15 protein-coding genes and 1 tRNA gene are annotated in these 16,795 nt (G+C 47.6%); 4 read left to right on the forward strand and 12 right to left on the reverse strand.

The window, feature by feature from the left end; genetic code table 11:
* Window positions 1-69 precede the first annotated feature (69 nt).
* The 5 genes from LKI20_RS06400 to LKI20_RS06420 all read right to left on the reverse strand — a co-directional run bounded on the left by LKI20_RS06400 (window position 70) and on the right by LKI20_RS06420 (window position 5,107).
* The gene (locus tag LKI20_RS06400; RefSeq protein ID WP_291771752.1) at window positions 70-1,197 is read right to left on the reverse strand and encodes a branched-chain amino acid aminotransferase; all 1,128 of its coding nucleotides are present in this window, start codon (window positions 1,195-1,197) and stop codon (window positions 70-72) included.
* Between the two features lie 192 nt (window positions 1,198-1,389).
* Window positions 1,390-2,019 (reverse strand): 50S ribosomal protein L25/general stress protein Ctc, encoded by a 630-nt coding sequence (locus tag LKI20_RS06405; protein WP_291771755.1) that lies wholly within the window; start codon window positions 2,017-2,019, stop codon window positions 1,390-1,392.
* Between the two features lie 186 nt (window positions 2,020-2,205).
* Window positions 2,206-3,612: an NAD(P)(+) transhydrogenase (Re/Si-specific) subunit beta gene (locus tag LKI20_RS06410; protein ID WP_291771758.1), complete on the reverse strand. Its 1,407-nt coding sequence runs from the start codon at window positions 3,610-3,612 to the stop codon at window positions 2,206-2,208.
* The gene (locus tag LKI20_RS06415; protein WP_291771761.1) at window positions 3,612-3,968 is read right to left on the reverse strand and encodes an NAD(P) transhydrogenase subunit alpha; all 357 of its coding nucleotides are present in this window, start codon (window positions 3,966-3,968) and stop codon (window positions 3,612-3,614) included. The genes LKI20_RS06410 and LKI20_RS06415 overlap by 1 nt, the downstream gene beginning before the upstream one ends.
* A gap of 2 nt (window positions 3,969-3,970) precedes the next feature.
* A complete protein-coding gene (locus LKI20_RS06420; RefSeq protein ID WP_291771763.1) occupies window positions 3,971-5,107 on the reverse strand; it encodes an NAD(P) transhydrogenase subunit alpha in 1,137 nt (378 codons plus the stop codon).
* A 191-nt stretch (window positions 5,108-5,298) separates the two neighbouring features.
* Between LKI20_RS06420 and LKI20_RS06425 the strand changes: the two genes are divergently transcribed.
* Complete coding sequence (locus LKI20_RS06425) at window positions 5,299-7,275, forward strand: AMP-dependent synthetase/ligase (protein WP_434734947.1); 1,977 nt, start codon at window positions 5,299-5,301, stop codon at window positions 7,273-7,275.
* A 132-nt stretch (window positions 7,276-7,407) separates the two neighbouring features.
* Here LKI20_RS06425 and era read toward each other — a convergent pair whose 3' ends face one another.
* From era to LKI20_RS06455, 6 genes are all read right to left on the reverse strand, one after another.
* Entirely contained in the window at window positions 7,408-8,355 is a 948-nt protein-coding gene (era, locus tag LKI20_RS06430; protein ID WP_291773414.1) for a GTPase Era, read from the reverse strand.
* A gap of 72 nt (window positions 8,356-8,427) precedes the next feature.
* Entirely contained in the window at window positions 8,428-9,822 is a 1,395-nt protein-coding gene (locus tag LKI20_RS06435; RefSeq protein ID WP_291771771.1) for a hemolysin family protein, read from the reverse strand.
* Between the two features lie 2 nt (window positions 9,823-9,824).
* Window positions 9,825-10,373 (reverse strand): rRNA maturation RNase YbeY, encoded by a 549-nt coding sequence (gene ybeY, locus LKI20_RS06440; protein ID WP_291771775.1) that lies wholly within the window; start codon window positions 10,371-10,373, stop codon window positions 9,825-9,827.
* Window positions 10,370-11,440 (reverse strand): PhoH family protein, encoded by a 1,071-nt coding sequence (locus LKI20_RS06445; protein ID WP_291771778.1) that lies wholly within the window; start codon window positions 11,438-11,440, stop codon window positions 10,370-10,372. Before LKI20_RS06445 ends, ybeY begins: the two co-directional genes overlap by 4 nt.
* Before the next feature lie 37 nt (window positions 11,441-11,477).
* Window positions 11,478-11,816 (reverse strand): histidine triad nucleotide-binding protein, encoded by a 339-nt coding sequence (locus LKI20_RS06450; RefSeq protein WP_291771781.1) that lies wholly within the window; start codon window positions 11,814-11,816, stop codon window positions 11,478-11,480.
* A 117-nt stretch (window positions 11,817-11,933) separates the two neighbouring features.
* The gene (locus LKI20_RS06455; RefSeq protein WP_291771784.1) at window positions 11,934-12,731 is read right to left on the reverse strand and encodes a 16S rRNA (uracil(1498)-N(3))-methyltransferase; all 798 of its coding nucleotides are present in this window, start codon (window positions 12,729-12,731) and stop codon (window positions 11,934-11,936) included.
* Window positions 12,732-12,886: 155 nt separating this feature from the next.
* Between LKI20_RS06455 and LKI20_RS06460 the strand changes: the two genes are divergently transcribed.
* Window positions 12,887-12,973, forward strand: a tRNA-Leu gene (locus LKI20_RS06460).
* 121 nt (window positions 12,974-13,094) lie between these two features.
* Window positions 13,095-13,991 (forward strand): TrmH family RNA methyltransferase, encoded by an 897-nt coding sequence (locus LKI20_RS06465; protein ID WP_291771787.1) that lies wholly within the window; start codon window positions 13,095-13,097, stop codon window positions 13,989-13,991.
* A gap of 11 nt (window positions 13,992-14,002) precedes the next feature.
* Here the strand turns inward: LKI20_RS06465 and LKI20_RS06470 are convergent, their stop codons facing one another.
* Window positions 14,003-15,334: a uracil-xanthine permease family protein gene (locus LKI20_RS06470; RefSeq protein WP_291771790.1), complete on the reverse strand. Its 1,332-nt coding sequence runs from the start codon at window positions 15,332-15,334 to the stop codon at window positions 14,003-14,005.
* A gap of 203 nt (window positions 15,335-15,537) precedes the next feature.
* Between LKI20_RS06470 and glgC the strand changes: the two genes are divergently transcribed.
* The gene (gene glgC / locus LKI20_RS06475) at window positions 15,538-16,782 is read left to right on the forward strand and encodes a glucose-1-phosphate adenylyltransferase (RefSeq protein ID WP_291771793.1); all 1,245 of its coding nucleotides are present in this window, start codon (window positions 15,538-15,540) and stop codon (window positions 16,780-16,782) included.
* Window positions 16,783-16,795: the final 13 nt, after the last annotated feature.

Raw genomic sequence — 16,795 nt, forward strand, 5'->3', positions numbered from 1 at the left:
ATATCAGAGGTGGGTGTCACCCTATGGATGATACCCACCTCAAAACACTAGCTATTACAAATCAGTCCTTCAGCAAACCTTCCACATCCAGTTATGGGTATCTTCACGCTCACCCAACTGAATACCAAGCAGTTCTTCGCGCAACTTAACAGTCAAATCTCCCGACTCTCCGTTTGCAACGGTGACATCGAAGGTGTCCGACTTAAAACGACCGATTGGTGTGATAATCGCTGCTGTCCCGCAAGCGAATACCTCAGTCACTTCGCCTGATTTAATATCGTCGAGAAGATCCTGAAGTTTAATCATCGTTTCTACAACATCGCGACCTTGATCCTTAAGCAATTGGATTAGTGAATCGCGAGTAATGCCTGGCAGAATGCTGCCTGTCAGGCTTGGAGTCTCCAAATGCCCATCCTTATGAACTGCAAACATATTCATGCCGCCAAGTTCCTCAAGGTAAGTTTTGGTTGCAGCATCTACGAAGCACACCTGCTCGCATCCGTTTTCCAAGCCGCGATATTCTCCCAACAGGGATGCCGCATAATTACCACCACACTTGGCAAATCCTGTGCCTCCAGGACCAGTACGGAACCACTTGTCCTCAACCCAGATGCTCACAGGCTTGACTCCGCCTGGGAAATATGGTCCTGAGGGTGACGCAATAACGCAATAATCAACCTCTTCGGGTGCACGAACGCCAAGGAATGGCTCCGAGGCAAACATGAATGGACGCATATATAAGGTGTATTCACGCCTTGTAGGTACCCACTCAACATCTTGTTTCACCAACGCTGCCACTGAACCTAAGAAGTCGTCAATACCTAATTCCGGAAGATACAAGCGCTTCGCAGAATTCTGAAAACGACGGGCGTTGGCATCTGGTCTGAATAACCAAGTCGAACCATCTGCATGCCGATATGCCTTAAGACCTTCAAAAACCTCTTGGGCATAATGCAAAACCGATGCGCCTGGGTCGAGTTTCAAAGGTGCATATGGCTCAACGCGACGATCTGACCAACCTTCGCCTTTAGTCCAGCTGATATGACTCATATGATCTGAAAAAACCTGACCAAAAGCAGGCTTGTCAATAAGTTCTTTCCTCTTAGATTCAGAGGCCGGCTCAGTATTCGCCAGAATAGTAAATGCCTTGGTCTGAGAATCCAAGGCCGCGGGATCGTGATGTGATTGCTCTGTCATGCTCTATCTTGCTTCTTCTTGCTCTTGCCGCATATGCGGCTTGTCAATTTGGGTCCTATGGGCTTCTGGCTTGGCACCCTTGTACCTGTACTATCACACAGCATAGGTAATGCCATATGTTACAGCTCATATATTGAAAAAACGCACGACCGTTTTGGACGGCCGTGCGTGAAACTGCGGAAAAGCGAAAGCTTACTCAGCGTCTGCGGTTTCGGTATCACTCTCAGCGGCGTCAGCGGCTGCAGGAACCTCTGCAGGAATTTCAGGCTCGAGAGATTCTTCCTTAGGAACTTCAACGGTCACCACTGAATCTTCTGGGTCATCGATAACCAATTCTGAACCTTCAGGCAGTTCAACGTCCTTGGCAAGAACCTTCTCACCATCAGCAAGTCCCTCAACGTTAACTACAATGCGCTCAGGAAGGTTGGTGACGTCAGCACGAACCTCAAGATTCTGCATGTCAACGAATGCCACAGCAGCACCCTTCGTTTCACCCTCAACGAAGACAGGAACCTCAACAACAACCTTTTCTCCTGCGCGGACCTCAAGGAAATCAATATGCTCAATCTGGCGCTTGACTGGATTGCGCTGTACGTCCTTAACCACGGCCATTTTGGAACCGTCGTCATACTTGAGTTCGAACAGTGCATTGGTGTGACGGAGTGCGTTAGTGGTTTCTTTCATCGGTAAAGCGATAAAAGTTGGCTCGATACCGCCGGCATAAATGGTTGCAGGGATCTGCTGAGCTACGCGCATACGACGTGCAGCACCTTTGCCGAACTGTGTTCTTGTTGATCCTGCAATAGTAATGGTATTTGCCATAATGCTCTCCTTGTTGGCTGTCGTGTAATCACTTGCATCTCTGGCGCTTCAACGCGCCGAGACATTCCAACAAGAAGTGGTCTGTCCGCCGAGTCGATTACGGAATGCAACGTGACATTCCCTCGCCAAAGCTCTGAAAAGAGATACTAGCACGCAGAGTATGACAAATGATTATTTATGCTGCCCTTAGGCGTCGAGTTCCTTCACTGCTGCAATGATTGCCTGAAGCTCAGCCTTCGCGTCGCCGAAGAGCATTTGCGTATTGGGATTGAAATACAGTTCATTCTCTATTCCTGCATAGCCTTTACCTCTTCCGCGCTTAATCACCACAACATTCTGTGCTTTATCAACGTCAAGAATAGGCATACCCGATACTGCAGTACCGGGCTTTCTGGCAGCGGGGTTGGTCACATCATTGGCGCCGACAACTAAGGAAATAGAGGCAGTTGGGAATTGCGGATTGATGTCATCCAAATCAATAAGCTCTTCATAGGGCACATTCGCCTCTGCTAACAACACATTCATATGTCCTGGCATACGACCAGCTACAGGATGAATTGCATACAGTACCTCGATGCCTCGTGCCTTCAACAACTCTCCTAAATCAGCCAATTCGCGTTGCGCTTGAGCTTGTGCGAGACCAAATCCTGGGGTGAATATAACTTTCTGCGCATACGCAAGTTGGACTGCAACATCATCTGCCGTTGTCTCGCGCATGGAGCCTTCCGGCCCCTCAACATCTGCGTTAGCCGATGTGTCACCGAAACCGCCCAATAGCACACTTGACAATGGTCTATTCATAGCTTTTGCCATCAACACCGACAGCGTCACACCCGCTGCGCCAACTAAAGCGCCTGCAATAATGAGTGCCACATTATCGATTGCTAAACCGCTCATGGCGACGGCAGTACCCGTGCATGCGTTGAGCACAGAAATCACCACAGGCATATCTGCCCCACCTATGGGGAATACAAACAACAACCCATACAACAACGCAAACACTGCTGTCGAAACAGACCAGAGCAGTCGATGTTCCGACTGCATTACGAGCATGACTACGCTGAGTACCGCAAGCACAGCACACACAATATTCCACAAGTTTTTCGCAGGTAGAGCTATCGGTTTGCCGGGAATAATACCTTGAAGTTTACCTGCTGCCACCAGAGATCCTGTAAAAGTTACTGAGCCAATAAGCACACCTAATCCTGCGGTTACCAATACGACCTGGTCAGGTGTCTTGGCTGAGGCAAGAATATCGTTGAGTGCAACAAGTGCTGCAGCACCTCCACCGACGGTATTAAAAATTGATACCAATTGGGGCATATCAGTCATTTTGACTTTTTTAGCTGAGTACACACCAGCCAGTCCACCGACTAATACACCAGCAACGAGCACTATAACGGCAGTAATTGAAAGGAACCCTACCAAGAACAGGCGAGTGAATGCCATAACTACAGCAAGCACCATGCCGGCTGCCGAGATTTGATTGCCTTTACGAGCTGATTTAGGCGAATTCATAAAGTGCAAACCGATGACAAACATCACCGCCGCAAGCAAATACACGAACCATGCAACAATATCTATGGTGGTCATCAGGCCCGATCCTTATGGTTGTTTGTATTACCGGATGCATCTATCGCTCCAGCTGTAGGAGACTGAGTCGAGGTTGGCTTTGACGATTTGAACATCTCTAACATGCGGTCTGTGACCACATATCCTCCGACAACATTCATTGTTCCAAGTACCGCTGCTAGGAAAATAAAAACATACGATAGTGGAGTATCTGCGTGCGCAGCAACAATAACGACACCGACGATGACAATGCCGTGTATGGAATTTGCTCCGCTCATCAAAGGCGTATGTAAAGTGGCGGGCACTTTGCCGATTACTTCAACGCCAAGTAATAACGCCATGATGAACAACGTTATGGGTACCACGAGCTCTTCCATAATTACTTACCTTCCTCGTTTTTCCCAGCAACAATTAGTGCCTTATCGAGTTCACTGCTCAAATCCACATGTAAAGTAGTGTCGTTGTCGATAAAGTGCGCAAGGGTATCTGCCAAATTACGGGACAATAGTCTGGATGCTGTTGAAGAAACCTCGCTAGCAAGATTGGGACAGCCAAGGATAATAACCCCACCGGCAGTTGTGGTCTTCCCTGGAGTGGACCCCTCAACGTTGCCTCCCAAGTCACTGGCTGCACAGTCTACGATGACAGCACCACGGTGAAGTGCTTCAACTCCTGCGGCAGTCAGCAGTACAGGCGGCTTACGACCGGGAACTTTGGCTGTGGTGATGACGATGTCAAATTGTGAAGCGCTGCGATCAACCGCGGCCTGTTGCTCAGCTTGCTCCTGTGCGGAAAGTTGACGCGCATAACCTCCCTCACCCTGCCCAGAAGACAAATCAATATTGAGGTCGAGGAATTTAGCTCCCAACGATTCAATCTCTTCACGAGCTGCAGGTCTAACATCGTAAGCTGTCACCACAGCTCCAAGACGTTTGGCAGTGCCTATGGCTTGTAGCCCTGCAATCCCAGCACCCAGCACTAATACCTTCGCAGGGCGTACAGTGCCTGCTGCGGTTGTCATCATGGGCAGGAATGAGGCATAGGCATTCGCCGCAACGAGTGCTGCCTTATACCCCATAACAGAATTTTGTGAGGTCATCTCATCCATGGATTGCGCCGAGCTGAGTTGTCTGGGCAAACGTTCTAAAGCAACGGCAATTAACCCAGCGGATTCAAGTTGTTGAATGTATTGAGAGTCCGTAAACGATCCTAGAATTCCGAGAATCCAGGTTCCTGATGCAAGGGCCTTGAGCACATCAGCATCCGGACGGCTAACAAATCCTAACGCTTGGGACTGCGTAATCACTGCGTTTCTATCTAAGACATTGACTTGAGCCTGCCGGTAGTCATCATCACTGAATCCTGCAGTCAGGCCAGCACCTGATTCAATATTACAAGTGACGTGTAGACGCTTGAGGCGGGTAGCAACGTCAGGAGTAAGTGCCACACGGGACTCTTCTGGTGACTGTTCACGCAGAACTCCATAAGTCACCGCTGAATGGTTTTCTTGACCCATAGAATTTCCTTCTTAATTTGCGTGTAGGATTTGTACGAATCTCACTATGCACAGTGTATACATTATTCGCTTAGCCTCATATACGTGTGTCTATGCAATTTTCTCCATTCCACGGGCTACTGTTAGAAGGTCGTATAGATAGAGGAGAGAGCGTGTCTTTGATCAAATCTGCGAAGTCCTACCTCGGTGCAATGGCACAACGCGCAGCCAGCGTGGGTAGATACCATGAACACGAGAGGGTCGATACAGCTGAACGTCCCTTATCAACACCAAACCCAACAGTCGGGTCCGACACAATTATCCATGAATGGTCAGCGGGTTATCCCACAGTTACTGCAGTAGACCCAGTATCAGGCCTCTTAACTACCTCAACTACGGGCGCTAATACTCTCTCTGATGATATGACTATCTACGACTTGTACGCCTTAAGGGCCAAAAACATGCCCGGGGAAACGATGTATCACTTCCAACGTAACGGTGAGTGGATTAGTAAAACCACCACCCAAACGATTGAAGATATTCGTTCAACTGCAAAGGGACTACTGCACGCAGGAATGAAAAAAGGTGATTCAGTCGCCTTTATGTGCCACACCAGTTATGAGTGGAATATTGTTGATGCAGCAGTTCTTGCAGTCGGTGGTGTTATAGCGACTGTTTACGACACCGATTCAGCAGAGCAAATCCGCTACATTGTCAATAATTCTGATGCAAGCCTGCTGATAGTAGAAACACGCGAAATGCGAGAAAAAGCAGACGGAGCAATTCAAGAATGTCCAAGTCTTGAACGTATCTCTTGCCTTGAAAATGGCGCACTAGAAGAACTTCAAGCCTACGGGACCTCAGTAAGCGATGAGGCTTTGGACGCCCGAATTGCATCAATACACGCCAGTGATTTGTGCTCAATTGTGTATACCTCAGGCTCAACTGCTGCGCCAAAAGGCGTTGAGATGACACATGCGCATTATTGCAACTTAGCACTGAATCTTAATGCCTATATACCGGATTTACTTGGTGATACTAATGGATCTGTGTTGCTGTTTCTTCCACAGGCACATTCATTTGCTCGAGCAATTAATTACGCGTGCGCGTACAGTTCCATACAGATTTATATCGCGCAAGGTATTAAAACTCTAATTTCTGATTTACAGGTAGCAAAGCCAACAGTGATGATTGGTGTTCCGCGTGTGTTTGAAAAAGTCTATAATGCGGCTTCTCAAAAGGCAGGACATGGCGCTAAGGGAATGGCCTTCGCTGCTGCCGTGGTTGCTGCTCAAGACTATATGAAGCAGGTCTCCGAATCAGGTAAAGCTAATACTAGAACCTCGTTGCGCAGAGGTATTTTTGACCCGGTAGTCTATAGCTCATTGCGCCAAGCATTAGGTGGACGTGCTAAATGGATTGTTTCCGGTGGAGCCCCGATAGACCCAGCATTGCTGAGCTTCTTCCGTGGTGCCGACGTACCGGTATATGAAGGTTATGGACTCACCGAAACAACGGCACCGTGTGCCTTCAGCCCACTAGGCACGCCTTTCCACGAAGGATCCGTTGGCATCGCTTTCCCTGATTTCTCTATACGCATTGCTGCAGATGGTGAAATTCAGATTTCAGGAACAAGTGTTTTCCACCGCTACCACAAGAATGATGAAGCTACCACGAGTTCATTCACCGAAGACGGTTGGTATGCCACTGGGGATTTGGGACGTTTAGACAGCGACGGCTTCTTGTATATTACTGGCCGAAAGAAAGATTTGATTATTACTGCAGGCGGCAAAAACGTCTCCCCTGGTCCTATTGAGGAAATGATTCAACGTTCCGAAGTTGTTTCACGCGCCGTTGTGCTTGGTGATAAACGTCCATTTATCTCGGCTTTAGTAACGCTCGATGAAGAAACTTTACGACCGTGGCTCGCTTCCAAAGGACTTGACAAGGATATGCCTGTGGCACAAGCTGCACAAAACGCCGCGGTACGAGCAGAAGTTCAGAAGTTCGTTGACACCGCCAATGAGGGTGTTTCACGCGCTGAGTCAGTACGTAAATTCATTATCCTTCCAGAGGATTTCACTCAAGAAAATGGTCTCCTGACTGCTTCAATGAAGGTCATCCGTCCAAAAGTTATCGCGCGTTATAACGATTTACTGAATACCCAAATGTACACTCCGAGAAAGTAGCTGCGTCACACTGCTGTCTCATAATCGAGTGTGCAACTTTCTACATTTCACGCGGAAAATCGTGATCGTATGTAGGAGGTTGCACACTCGTATTTGTTTTCATAGGAGACTCATTCCTATGAAAAGTTTCATCTAAAAACCGAGACGAGCCAACTTCTTAGGGTCGGACTGCCATCCTTTAGATACTTTAACGTGTAGTTCCAATTTGGATTTTTGGCCAATAATACGATTGACGGGAGTGCGTAACTTCTTTTTCACCTGCACCAAATGTTGTGCACCCTTACCAATGATGATGGGCTTCTGTGAATCGCGTTCAACATATATAGACACCAGCACACGAACTTTGTCGCTAGGATTAACTGAATCATCACCACTGTTGTCTTCATCAGGATAAATAACGGAGTCCACTACCACCGCCAAGGAATGAGGCAGTTCGTCATCTAGCTCTTCCAGGAATGCTCCACGTATCAGTTCTGCTATGGTATCTTCGGGTTTTTCTTCGCTAATCTGTTCGTCCGGATACATCTTCGGACCCTCGGGCATAGCTTGAACTAGAAGAGATTGCACTTCATCGAGATTGTCATGCTGCACTGCGCTAACCGGAATGATTTCAGAGAAAGCACCAAATTGCTCGATTTCAATCAATTTGCTGATTAACGCTTCTCTATCGAGAGTGTCGATTTTTGTTACTACTGCAATAACCGGTACTTTCCAACCATCTTTGCCTTCGGCTCCCTTGCCATATTGGGAGCGTAAGCGAGTAAGAATGCGAGTGTCCCCTGGTCCTACCTCTTGATCGGCAGGCAAGAGAAATGCGATGGCATCCACTTCACTTAGGGATTCATCGACCATGTCATTTAGCCGCTGCCCTAACAGGGTGCGAGGTCGATGAATCCCTGGCGTATCAACCAAAACTAACTGCGCATGGTCTAAGGTCAAAATCCCACGAATTGCTTTTCGTGTAGTCTCCGGCCGCGAAGAAGATATAGCAATTTGAGTGCCAATGAGAGCGTTAATCAATGTTGATTTACCAACATTCGGTCGACCTACAACAGCAACGAAGCCAGAACGATATGGCATATCATCTCGCAGTGCGTTGTCGGAATCAGCCTGCGATGTACCCTGCAAGCTTGAAGCTTCCAAACTCATTGATTACTCCTGTTCATCTGACTTGTCTTCAATTGCTTGTGTATCCTCTTCAGCAGAAGCCTCACTCGATGCTGCTGCGGGTTCAACAAGAATCGTAGATACTTTCTTACGTCGTCCTGCAGAGTCAATAGCAGTAAGGCGCAGGCCTCTTACTACAGCTGACGAGCCAACTATAGGTACTCTACCGAGTACCTTCGTCAGCAAGCCATAGACAGTATCCACATCGTCTTCATCGATATCGATTTCAAAGATCTCTTCTAGATCAGCAATTGATGTGCGTGCGGGGAGTTTCCACGTAGAGTCTTTAACCTTTTCGGGATCTTGATGCTGCGTTCTATCATGTTCATCTTCAAGCTCGCCAACGATTTGCTCAATGGCATCTTCGATAGTGACCATACCAGCAATGCCACCATACTCGTCAACAACAATTGCTACGTGCTGCCTTGTTTGTTGCATGTGGTGAAAAAGGTCGTCAACAGGCTTTGATTCTGGTACCAGCATAGGATCACGGCACACAGAAGCGATTTCACGCCCGTCAGCAGCAGGATTAAAAGCCACCGTTCTGACGGCATCTTTGAGATAAGCAACACCCACCAGATCGTCGACGTCTTCCCCAATCACTGGAATGCGGGAAAAACCTGAACGAGAAAATAGTTTCAACGCAGAACGCAAGCTGACGTGCTGATCGACACAAATCATATCCGTTCGAGGAACCATGATCTCTCTGGTCAACGTATCAGACAGAGTGAGTACATTCCGAAGCATTTCTGAGACTTCAGGATCAAAACCATTGGTTTCAACAAGTCTGTCGACCATAGCCCGACCCTGTTCCAATTGAATTTTTTCAAGCTCTTCGTCATCGGACAGACTGACATCCTTATTATGTTTACGCCCTTTATTAGGGTTGCGAGCTTTAGCAAAGGGCGTCAGCACCGTAGCGACAGCAGTAATTTTGCCGTAGGCCAGCATAATATCAAGAGGCTTGGAAGCTCCAGCAACTCGTGGACGAACAAGAATTGATACAAAACCCACAATTAACGCAAAGATCAATCCAGATACCACACCGACCCACAAGGGCAGACCGAATAGCGAAATGATGGTAACTACTAACGCACCATCTAAGATGTTACATACGATGCGAAAGAAGGCACACGAGCCAGCAGTAGCGTAACGATCAGATATCAAACGCTGAACTCTATGAATTTTTTCAATTCTCTTCATACGTGAGAACTGTCCGAGATCAAGATCTGTTTGCACAGTAAGAATAAGATTATTCAAACTCGCTCGAGTGACTCTTGACACAGCACCTTCTGTCGCTGCCATCACCAGAGAGAGCCAAACCAACGCAGATGCTACCAGTACCATTACCACGACGAGTGCAAGTAATTCAGCCTGCATATTCACGCCTCAATATCCTTCTGTGTATCATCGCGGTCACCCACAACTCGTGTGGTTGAAGTGTTTTCGCGATCTTGAATCCAAGCCTGTGTGGTACCAGCCGGCAGCTGTGCCAAAAACGTCAGCAATAGCTGCCGTTGCAAGCCAAACATCTGCCGTTCTTGCTCAGCGGTGGTATGGTCATAACCCAACAAATGCAGCATCCCATGAATCGCCAACAACAACATCTCTTCCATAGTTGAATGCCCTGCAGAAACTGCCTGCTGCGAAGCCACTTGAGGGCAAATAACAATATCCCCTAAGATTCCTTCAACTACAGTTTTCCCATCACCTGGACGTAACTCATCCATAGGAAAGCTCATCACATCAGTAGGGCCAGAAAGATTCATCCATCTCTCGTGAAGCTCAGCAATGGCATCTGCTTCGTAAAATAGCACGGTGAGATCCGATTGCGTACTTACCCTCATCTGATCTAAAACCCATATTCCTAAATCAGAGAACAGCTTTGGTTCAATATTCCATGATGTTTCATTAGTAACTTCAACGCTCATAATGCTGAGCCCTTTGCAACAGTACGGCGTTGAGCAGATACAGCTGCACCTTGCTGCGCTCGACGGTCATATGCTTGCACGATTTTGCCTACGAGGGCATGGCGCACTACATCTGTAGCATCAAGGTGCGCGAAAGCAATATCATCAATCCCATGCAAAATGCTTTCGATAGTGGCCAATCCAGATTTTGGTACTGCCAAATCCACCTGAGTAATATCTCCAGTAACGACCATGCGTGTATTGAAACCTAGCCTTGTCAAGAACATCTTCATCTGCTGCTCTGTGGTGTTTTGAGCTTCATCAAGAATCACAAAGGCGTCATTCAATGTTCTTCCACGCATATAAGCCAACGGCGCTACTTCTATAGTTCCATCATCCATATATCGACGCATTTGTTCGGCACCAAGCATGTCGGAGAGCGCATCGTACAGTGGACGAAGATAAGGATCGACCTTCTCATTCAATGTGCCTGGCAAAAATCCCAAATTTTCGCCGGCCTCAACAGCAGGTCGAGTCAAAATGATTCTGCTGATTTCCTTATTCTGAAATGCGTGAACTGCCTTCGCAACAGCCAGGTACGTTTTGCCTGTTCCTGCCGGACCGATGGCAAAGGTTATAGTATTTTTTTCAATAGCGTTGACATACGAGACCTGACCTGCAGTTTTAGGGCGTACAGGAACTCCTGAAGCATATGTAATCACTCCTGGTACATTCATAGTTTTTGCCGTACTTCGTTCTTGACGTAATACTTTTGGAGTTTCGCGATCCAAACGACGACTGTGAGTGCCATGAACGTGCTGCGTTTCAATAAGCCGCCTAACAGTATCGGCATCCATTGGCGCTGAGTATGCAGCATCAATGATTGCACTGACAACATCTTGTGCTTTCGCTGCCTGCGATTCCGTCTGCTTACTTCGCGACATAATCGCTACTCGATTACCTCTAACGATGATAGTCAAATCAGGAAATGCGCGCTCAACTTCCCTGATAACCTCATCAACTGGCCCGAGTACTGCCACCGGATCAAGCTCCGACGGAATCGTGATGGTACGTGTAGTTGTGGCCACGGAAGCCTTTCTCTATTCTTGATTTAATAGTAATACGCTACTCGTCCAACACTTCGCCGGTGAGCACATGAGCGTGAGCGTGGAACACTGTCTGACCGGCATCACGTCCAGTATTAAAAACTAATCTAAACGAACCGTTGTAACGTTCCTGCGCAATGTTTTTAGCAACATCGACGATGTGTGCCAAGGTTTGAGAGTCTGAATCTGCCAATTCAGCAACAGAAGCAACATGTTTTTTGGGCACTATCAGTACGTGAACTTTAGCTTTCGGAGCTATATCCTCGAAAGCAAAAACACGCTCATCTTCAAAAACCTTGGTGCTCGGGATATCCCCTTTGATAATGCTGCAAAACAAGCAGTCTTCACCATCGCTCACGTTGACTCCTTCGATAACTATCACTTTCCTACCATGCTATTGCAAAAGCGCGATAATTCGGCTTATCGCCAGCGTTTATTGACAAGATTTCGCATTATTTAGTTGTTCTGATAGTCATCACGACCATCTACCAAGCGTTCGAGATAGCAGAGACAATGCAACAACCCCAGCACAAGAAGCTCTAAGAATATTTGTGCCTAATACGCAGCACTTTGCTCCTGCGGAACGGAACATCTCGATTTCTTCGTCACTAATACCACCTTCAGGTCCCACAATCACCGATATTGTGCGGGGACGGGCATCGGCTAGACATTTGGCAGCCATATCATCCACAGCTGTTTCGATTTGAGACCAAGTATCGGTAGCATCTTGGTGCAAGACAATCACCAAATCACCATGCACATTTGCCCGCTGACATATTGCCACAATCTGTTTGTCACTAACATGGTCGCACAGTTCAGGAAGCCATGATCGACGCGACTGTTCAGTAGCTGATTGCAAAGTTTGGAACCATTTGCGATCTGTGCGACCATCTTTCCAACGAGCGATTGAACGGGAACTCTGCCAAGGAATGACAACATCGACACCAATCTGTGTGGCCATATCTATGGCCTGTTCATCATGCCCACCTTTAGCTAAAGCCTGGATTAATGCGAGTCTCATAACTGGCTTGTCTTGTCTGCCGACAGAGAGGATCTTCACCAAACCTGATTCCGCATCCTCGATTCTTGCCTGAATCCGCAATCCTTTCCCATCTGATAATTCCAGGTCATCGCCACGTCCCAGCCTCATAACCTGGATAGCATGCTTACGCACACTCTGAGGAAGTGCGATATTCCATCCTGAGTGCAACTCATCGGTCTGAATTGGTGCATCATCACTAGTTGGGTCGAAAAGAAACAGCGCTTCAGTCATGCACACCAGAGTACCGTGCCAGAAGCCATTGAGAGGTGTTCGACAATGCGAAAATTCAACTTACCAGCTCAAACTCTCAAGAAAACGCATTGCGACACGGCAAACCATGGTCGTGAAAATGTGTTATAGTTTCATCCGTTGCCTAAACAGCATATGTCCGGGTGGCGGAATGGTAGACGCGCTAGCTTGAGGTGCTAGTGCCTATTTATACAGGCGTGCGGGTTCAAGTCCCGCTCCGGACACAAGTAGCGGGAGTCTTCGGACTCCCGTTTTTGTTTGAATGAAGCCTTGTTCGCATCGAGCATGTCTTACATGCTGTGCAGCTCGGCCTTTGCCAGCAATACTCTAGGACGGTGGTACAGAATGCGACTGATACACATAAGCAGTATTGAAGACACACAAATCGCCGAGTACACCCACTTGACTGAACTTCAATTACGCAATCGACTTGAACCGGAACACGGTGTATTCATTGCCGAATCTCCGAAGGTTATCACTCGCGCTCTCAATTCAGGTGTCGAGGTGAAGTCTTTTCTTGTTGAAGAACCTTGGTTGAGCGGTATGAGCGATACCTTCGCATTCGTAGACGCTCATTGGGGTACTGATATTCCCGTTTATGTAGCTTCCCCTGAACAACTCAAACGTATTACAGGCTACCGTCTGCATCGCGGAGCTCTCAGTGCAATGAAACGGTGGACACTGCCTACTGTTGCAGACTTATGCCGCAATGCAACGCGTATAGCCGTTATGGAAAATATCGTCGATCACACTAACGTGGGCGCAATTATGCGTTCTGCAGCTGCTTTGGATATTGACGCGGTGTTGCTGACACCCTCTTGCGCAGATCCTCTGTACCGTAGAGCAGCCAGGGTGTCAATGGGGACTGTTTTTCAAGTACCATGGACGCGAATTTGTCCAGATAATTCAGCGGATTGGCCGCAAGTCGGCCTTAAAGAATTGCATAATCTTGGCTTTACTACAGTAGCGATGGCTTTACAGGACGATTCACTATCGATGCAAGAATTAGTGACTCGTCTAGGAAACAGTCACCAGGACCCAACGCACATTGACAAGCTCGCTCTGATTTTTGGTACTGAAGGTGACGGACTCTCGTCCAAAACTATTGCTCAAACAGACTTAACGGTCAAAATAGCAATGGGCCACGGCGTGGACAGCCTCAATGTTGCTGCCTCAAGCGCCGTGGCTTTCTGGGCTACCTCAGATATTGGCGCACAAGCATCAGCACCTATATCTGACTGAATGTATTAATCTCACTGCTGCAAATCGTCAGAATTACTATTTTCAGCAGCACCGTTTTTAATAGCACTGTTCTCACGTGGAATTGTACCTGTTGCACGGCCAATGGCAGTCAATCCGTGATACAGCACAAGAACAGCAACCGAGCCAATAGCAATACCGTTGAAGCTGATACCAGCAATAGCGAAGGTGAAATTCGCGATACCCACAATCATCGTGACAGCACCAACCATCATATTGATGTTTTGCCCAAAATCGACCTTATTCTCAACCCAGATACGCACACCGAGCATGCCAATCATGCCGTAGAGCAGTGTAGTTACACCGCCGAGGACTCCCCCAGGAATCGAATTAATAACAGCACCGAATTTAGGGCACAGTGCCAAAATAAACGCAAAGGCTGCCGCACACCAATAGGCAGCTGTGGAGTACACCTTTGTTGCAGCCATCACACCAATATTTTCAGCGTATGTGGTAGTTCCGGAACCACCACCAAAACCGGCAAGCATAGTTCCCACACCATCAGAGAACAGTGCAGAGCCCATCTGTTTATCATAATTACGTCCAGTCATCAGTGAGACAGACTTAATATGTCCAATGTTTTCTGCTATTAAGACGAGCACTACTGGAATAAACATCGGCAATATACTCATATCAGCTTGTGGAAGATGGAACTTTGGCAAACCGATCCATGCCGCTTGTTCTATAGCAGCTAACTTAACTTCGCCTCTGAAATATGCAAATGCATATCCAATTAACACGCCAATAAGAATATTCAGACGTCCAATCATGCCTTTGAACAGCACGCCGACCAGCATAACGGCCAGTAATGTCACCAAAGCTGTAACCGGTGCACCTTTGAAGTTCGTCCAAGCGGAAGGTGCAAGGTTAAAGCCGATGATGGCCACAACAGCTCCGTTAACTATTGGTGGCATTAACATGTCAATCCATTTTGCCCCAGCAAAATGAACGACAATACCAACGACAGCCAACAGCACACCGGTGATGAGAATACCAAAACTGGCCACTGCCAAGCCTTTATTCGCACTCGCAACAGCGGCAATGGGTGCTATGAATCCAAATGAACTTCCCAGATAACTAGGCAACTTGTTTTTGTTGATTAACAGGAACAATGCGGTTGCTATAGCAGTGAAAAAGAGTGTGGTAGAAGGGTCGAAATGAGTGATAACTGGAACCAGGAATGTAGCACCAAACATTGCGATGACATGCTGAGCACCAATACCGATGGTTCTCGGCCATGTCAGCCGTTCGTCAGGCTCGACAACTTCACCCGGCGCCAGCGTTTTGCCGTCACCGTGCAACTTCCAACCGATTGACTTTGCCATAACTGCTCTCTCTCGTAAAGATTGCGTCATGCTCTTCATGACACTCTGACATAGAGTAATCCAGCAGTGTGACGCGCTGAAGTCGCATATTCTGCCAGCAAGTCAAGAATTTATGCAATGATGGAGGCGATGAAGTTTCGCAATGTCGCGAATCGGCTGCTTCAGCGGGTCGTACGCCATCAAGCTGACGGAAGGAGAGCGAGATGAGTAAGAATCCTAAGATTCTGTCCATTGTTCTGGCAGGAGGAGAGGGAACCCGGCTAATGCCGCTCACGCGAGACAGAGCAAAACCAGCCGTTCCCTTTGGTGGGGTATTCCGCCTCATTGATTTCCCCTTAAGTAATCTGGTGAACTCTGCTTACCGACAAATCGTGGTATTAACGCAATATAAGTCACACTCTCTTGATCGTCATATATCACAGATGTGGCGTTTTTCACCGATGCTTGGCAGCTATGTCTCCCCTGTTCCAGCTCAGCAGCGTCTCGGTAAGCATTGGTATTTAGGCTCTGCTGACGCTATTTACCAGACCATCAATATCATCGAAGATGTCCGTCCAGACATTGTCGTTATTCTTGGCGCTGATCACGTCTACCGCATGGATTTTGAACAGATGGTTCAGCAGCATATCGATTCTGGAGCAGAATTTACCGTTGCAGGAATAAGACAGCCCGCTACAGATGCTAAACAATTTGGTGTTATAGATGTAGACCCTGATCACCCTGACATGATCCGCAGCTTCCAAGAAAAGCCGGATAACCCTTCTGTGATGCCGGATGACCCCAGCACGATTCTGGCCTCGATGGGCAATTATGTTGCCAATACCAAAGCCTTATTCGAGGCATTAGCTCTCGACGAAAAAGCTTCGGACACGAAACACGATATGGGCGGCGATATTGCGCCATTCTTTGCTGGGCGACATGAAGCTGGCGTCTATGATTTCAACAAGAATGACGTACCTGGCTCAAATACCAAAGATCATGCATATTGGCGAGATGTGGGAACCATCAAACAGTTCTACGACGCACACATGGATCTCATTGCCTACGTACCAGAATTTAATCTCTACAACACACAATGGCCTATTTACACCAACATCGGTTCACTGCCTCCTGCGAAGTTCGTTCACTCAGGACAAGACAGGCTTGGCCACGCTACTGATTCAATAGTTTCACCAGGCGTTATCGTTTCCGGTGGTGAGGTTCATCACTCGGTGTTATCTCCGAATGTACGAATCCATTCTTGGGCACAGGTTGTCGACTCAATTCTATTCAACGGCGTGATTGTTAATCGACGTGCACGCATCTATAAAGCAATAATCGACAAGAATGTGATTCTTGAAGAGAATGCAACAGTCGGCATTGACACTCAACACGATATCGAACGCGGTTTTACTGTAACTGCGGAGGGAATAACCGTGGTGCCAAAGGGCACAGTAGTTAAAGATTGATCAAATCTGATTC

Source organism: Bifidobacterium sp., assembly GCF_022647885.1.
Taxonomy (GTDB): Bacteria; Actinomycetota; Actinomycetes; order Actinomycetales; family Bifidobacteriaceae; genus Bombiscardovia.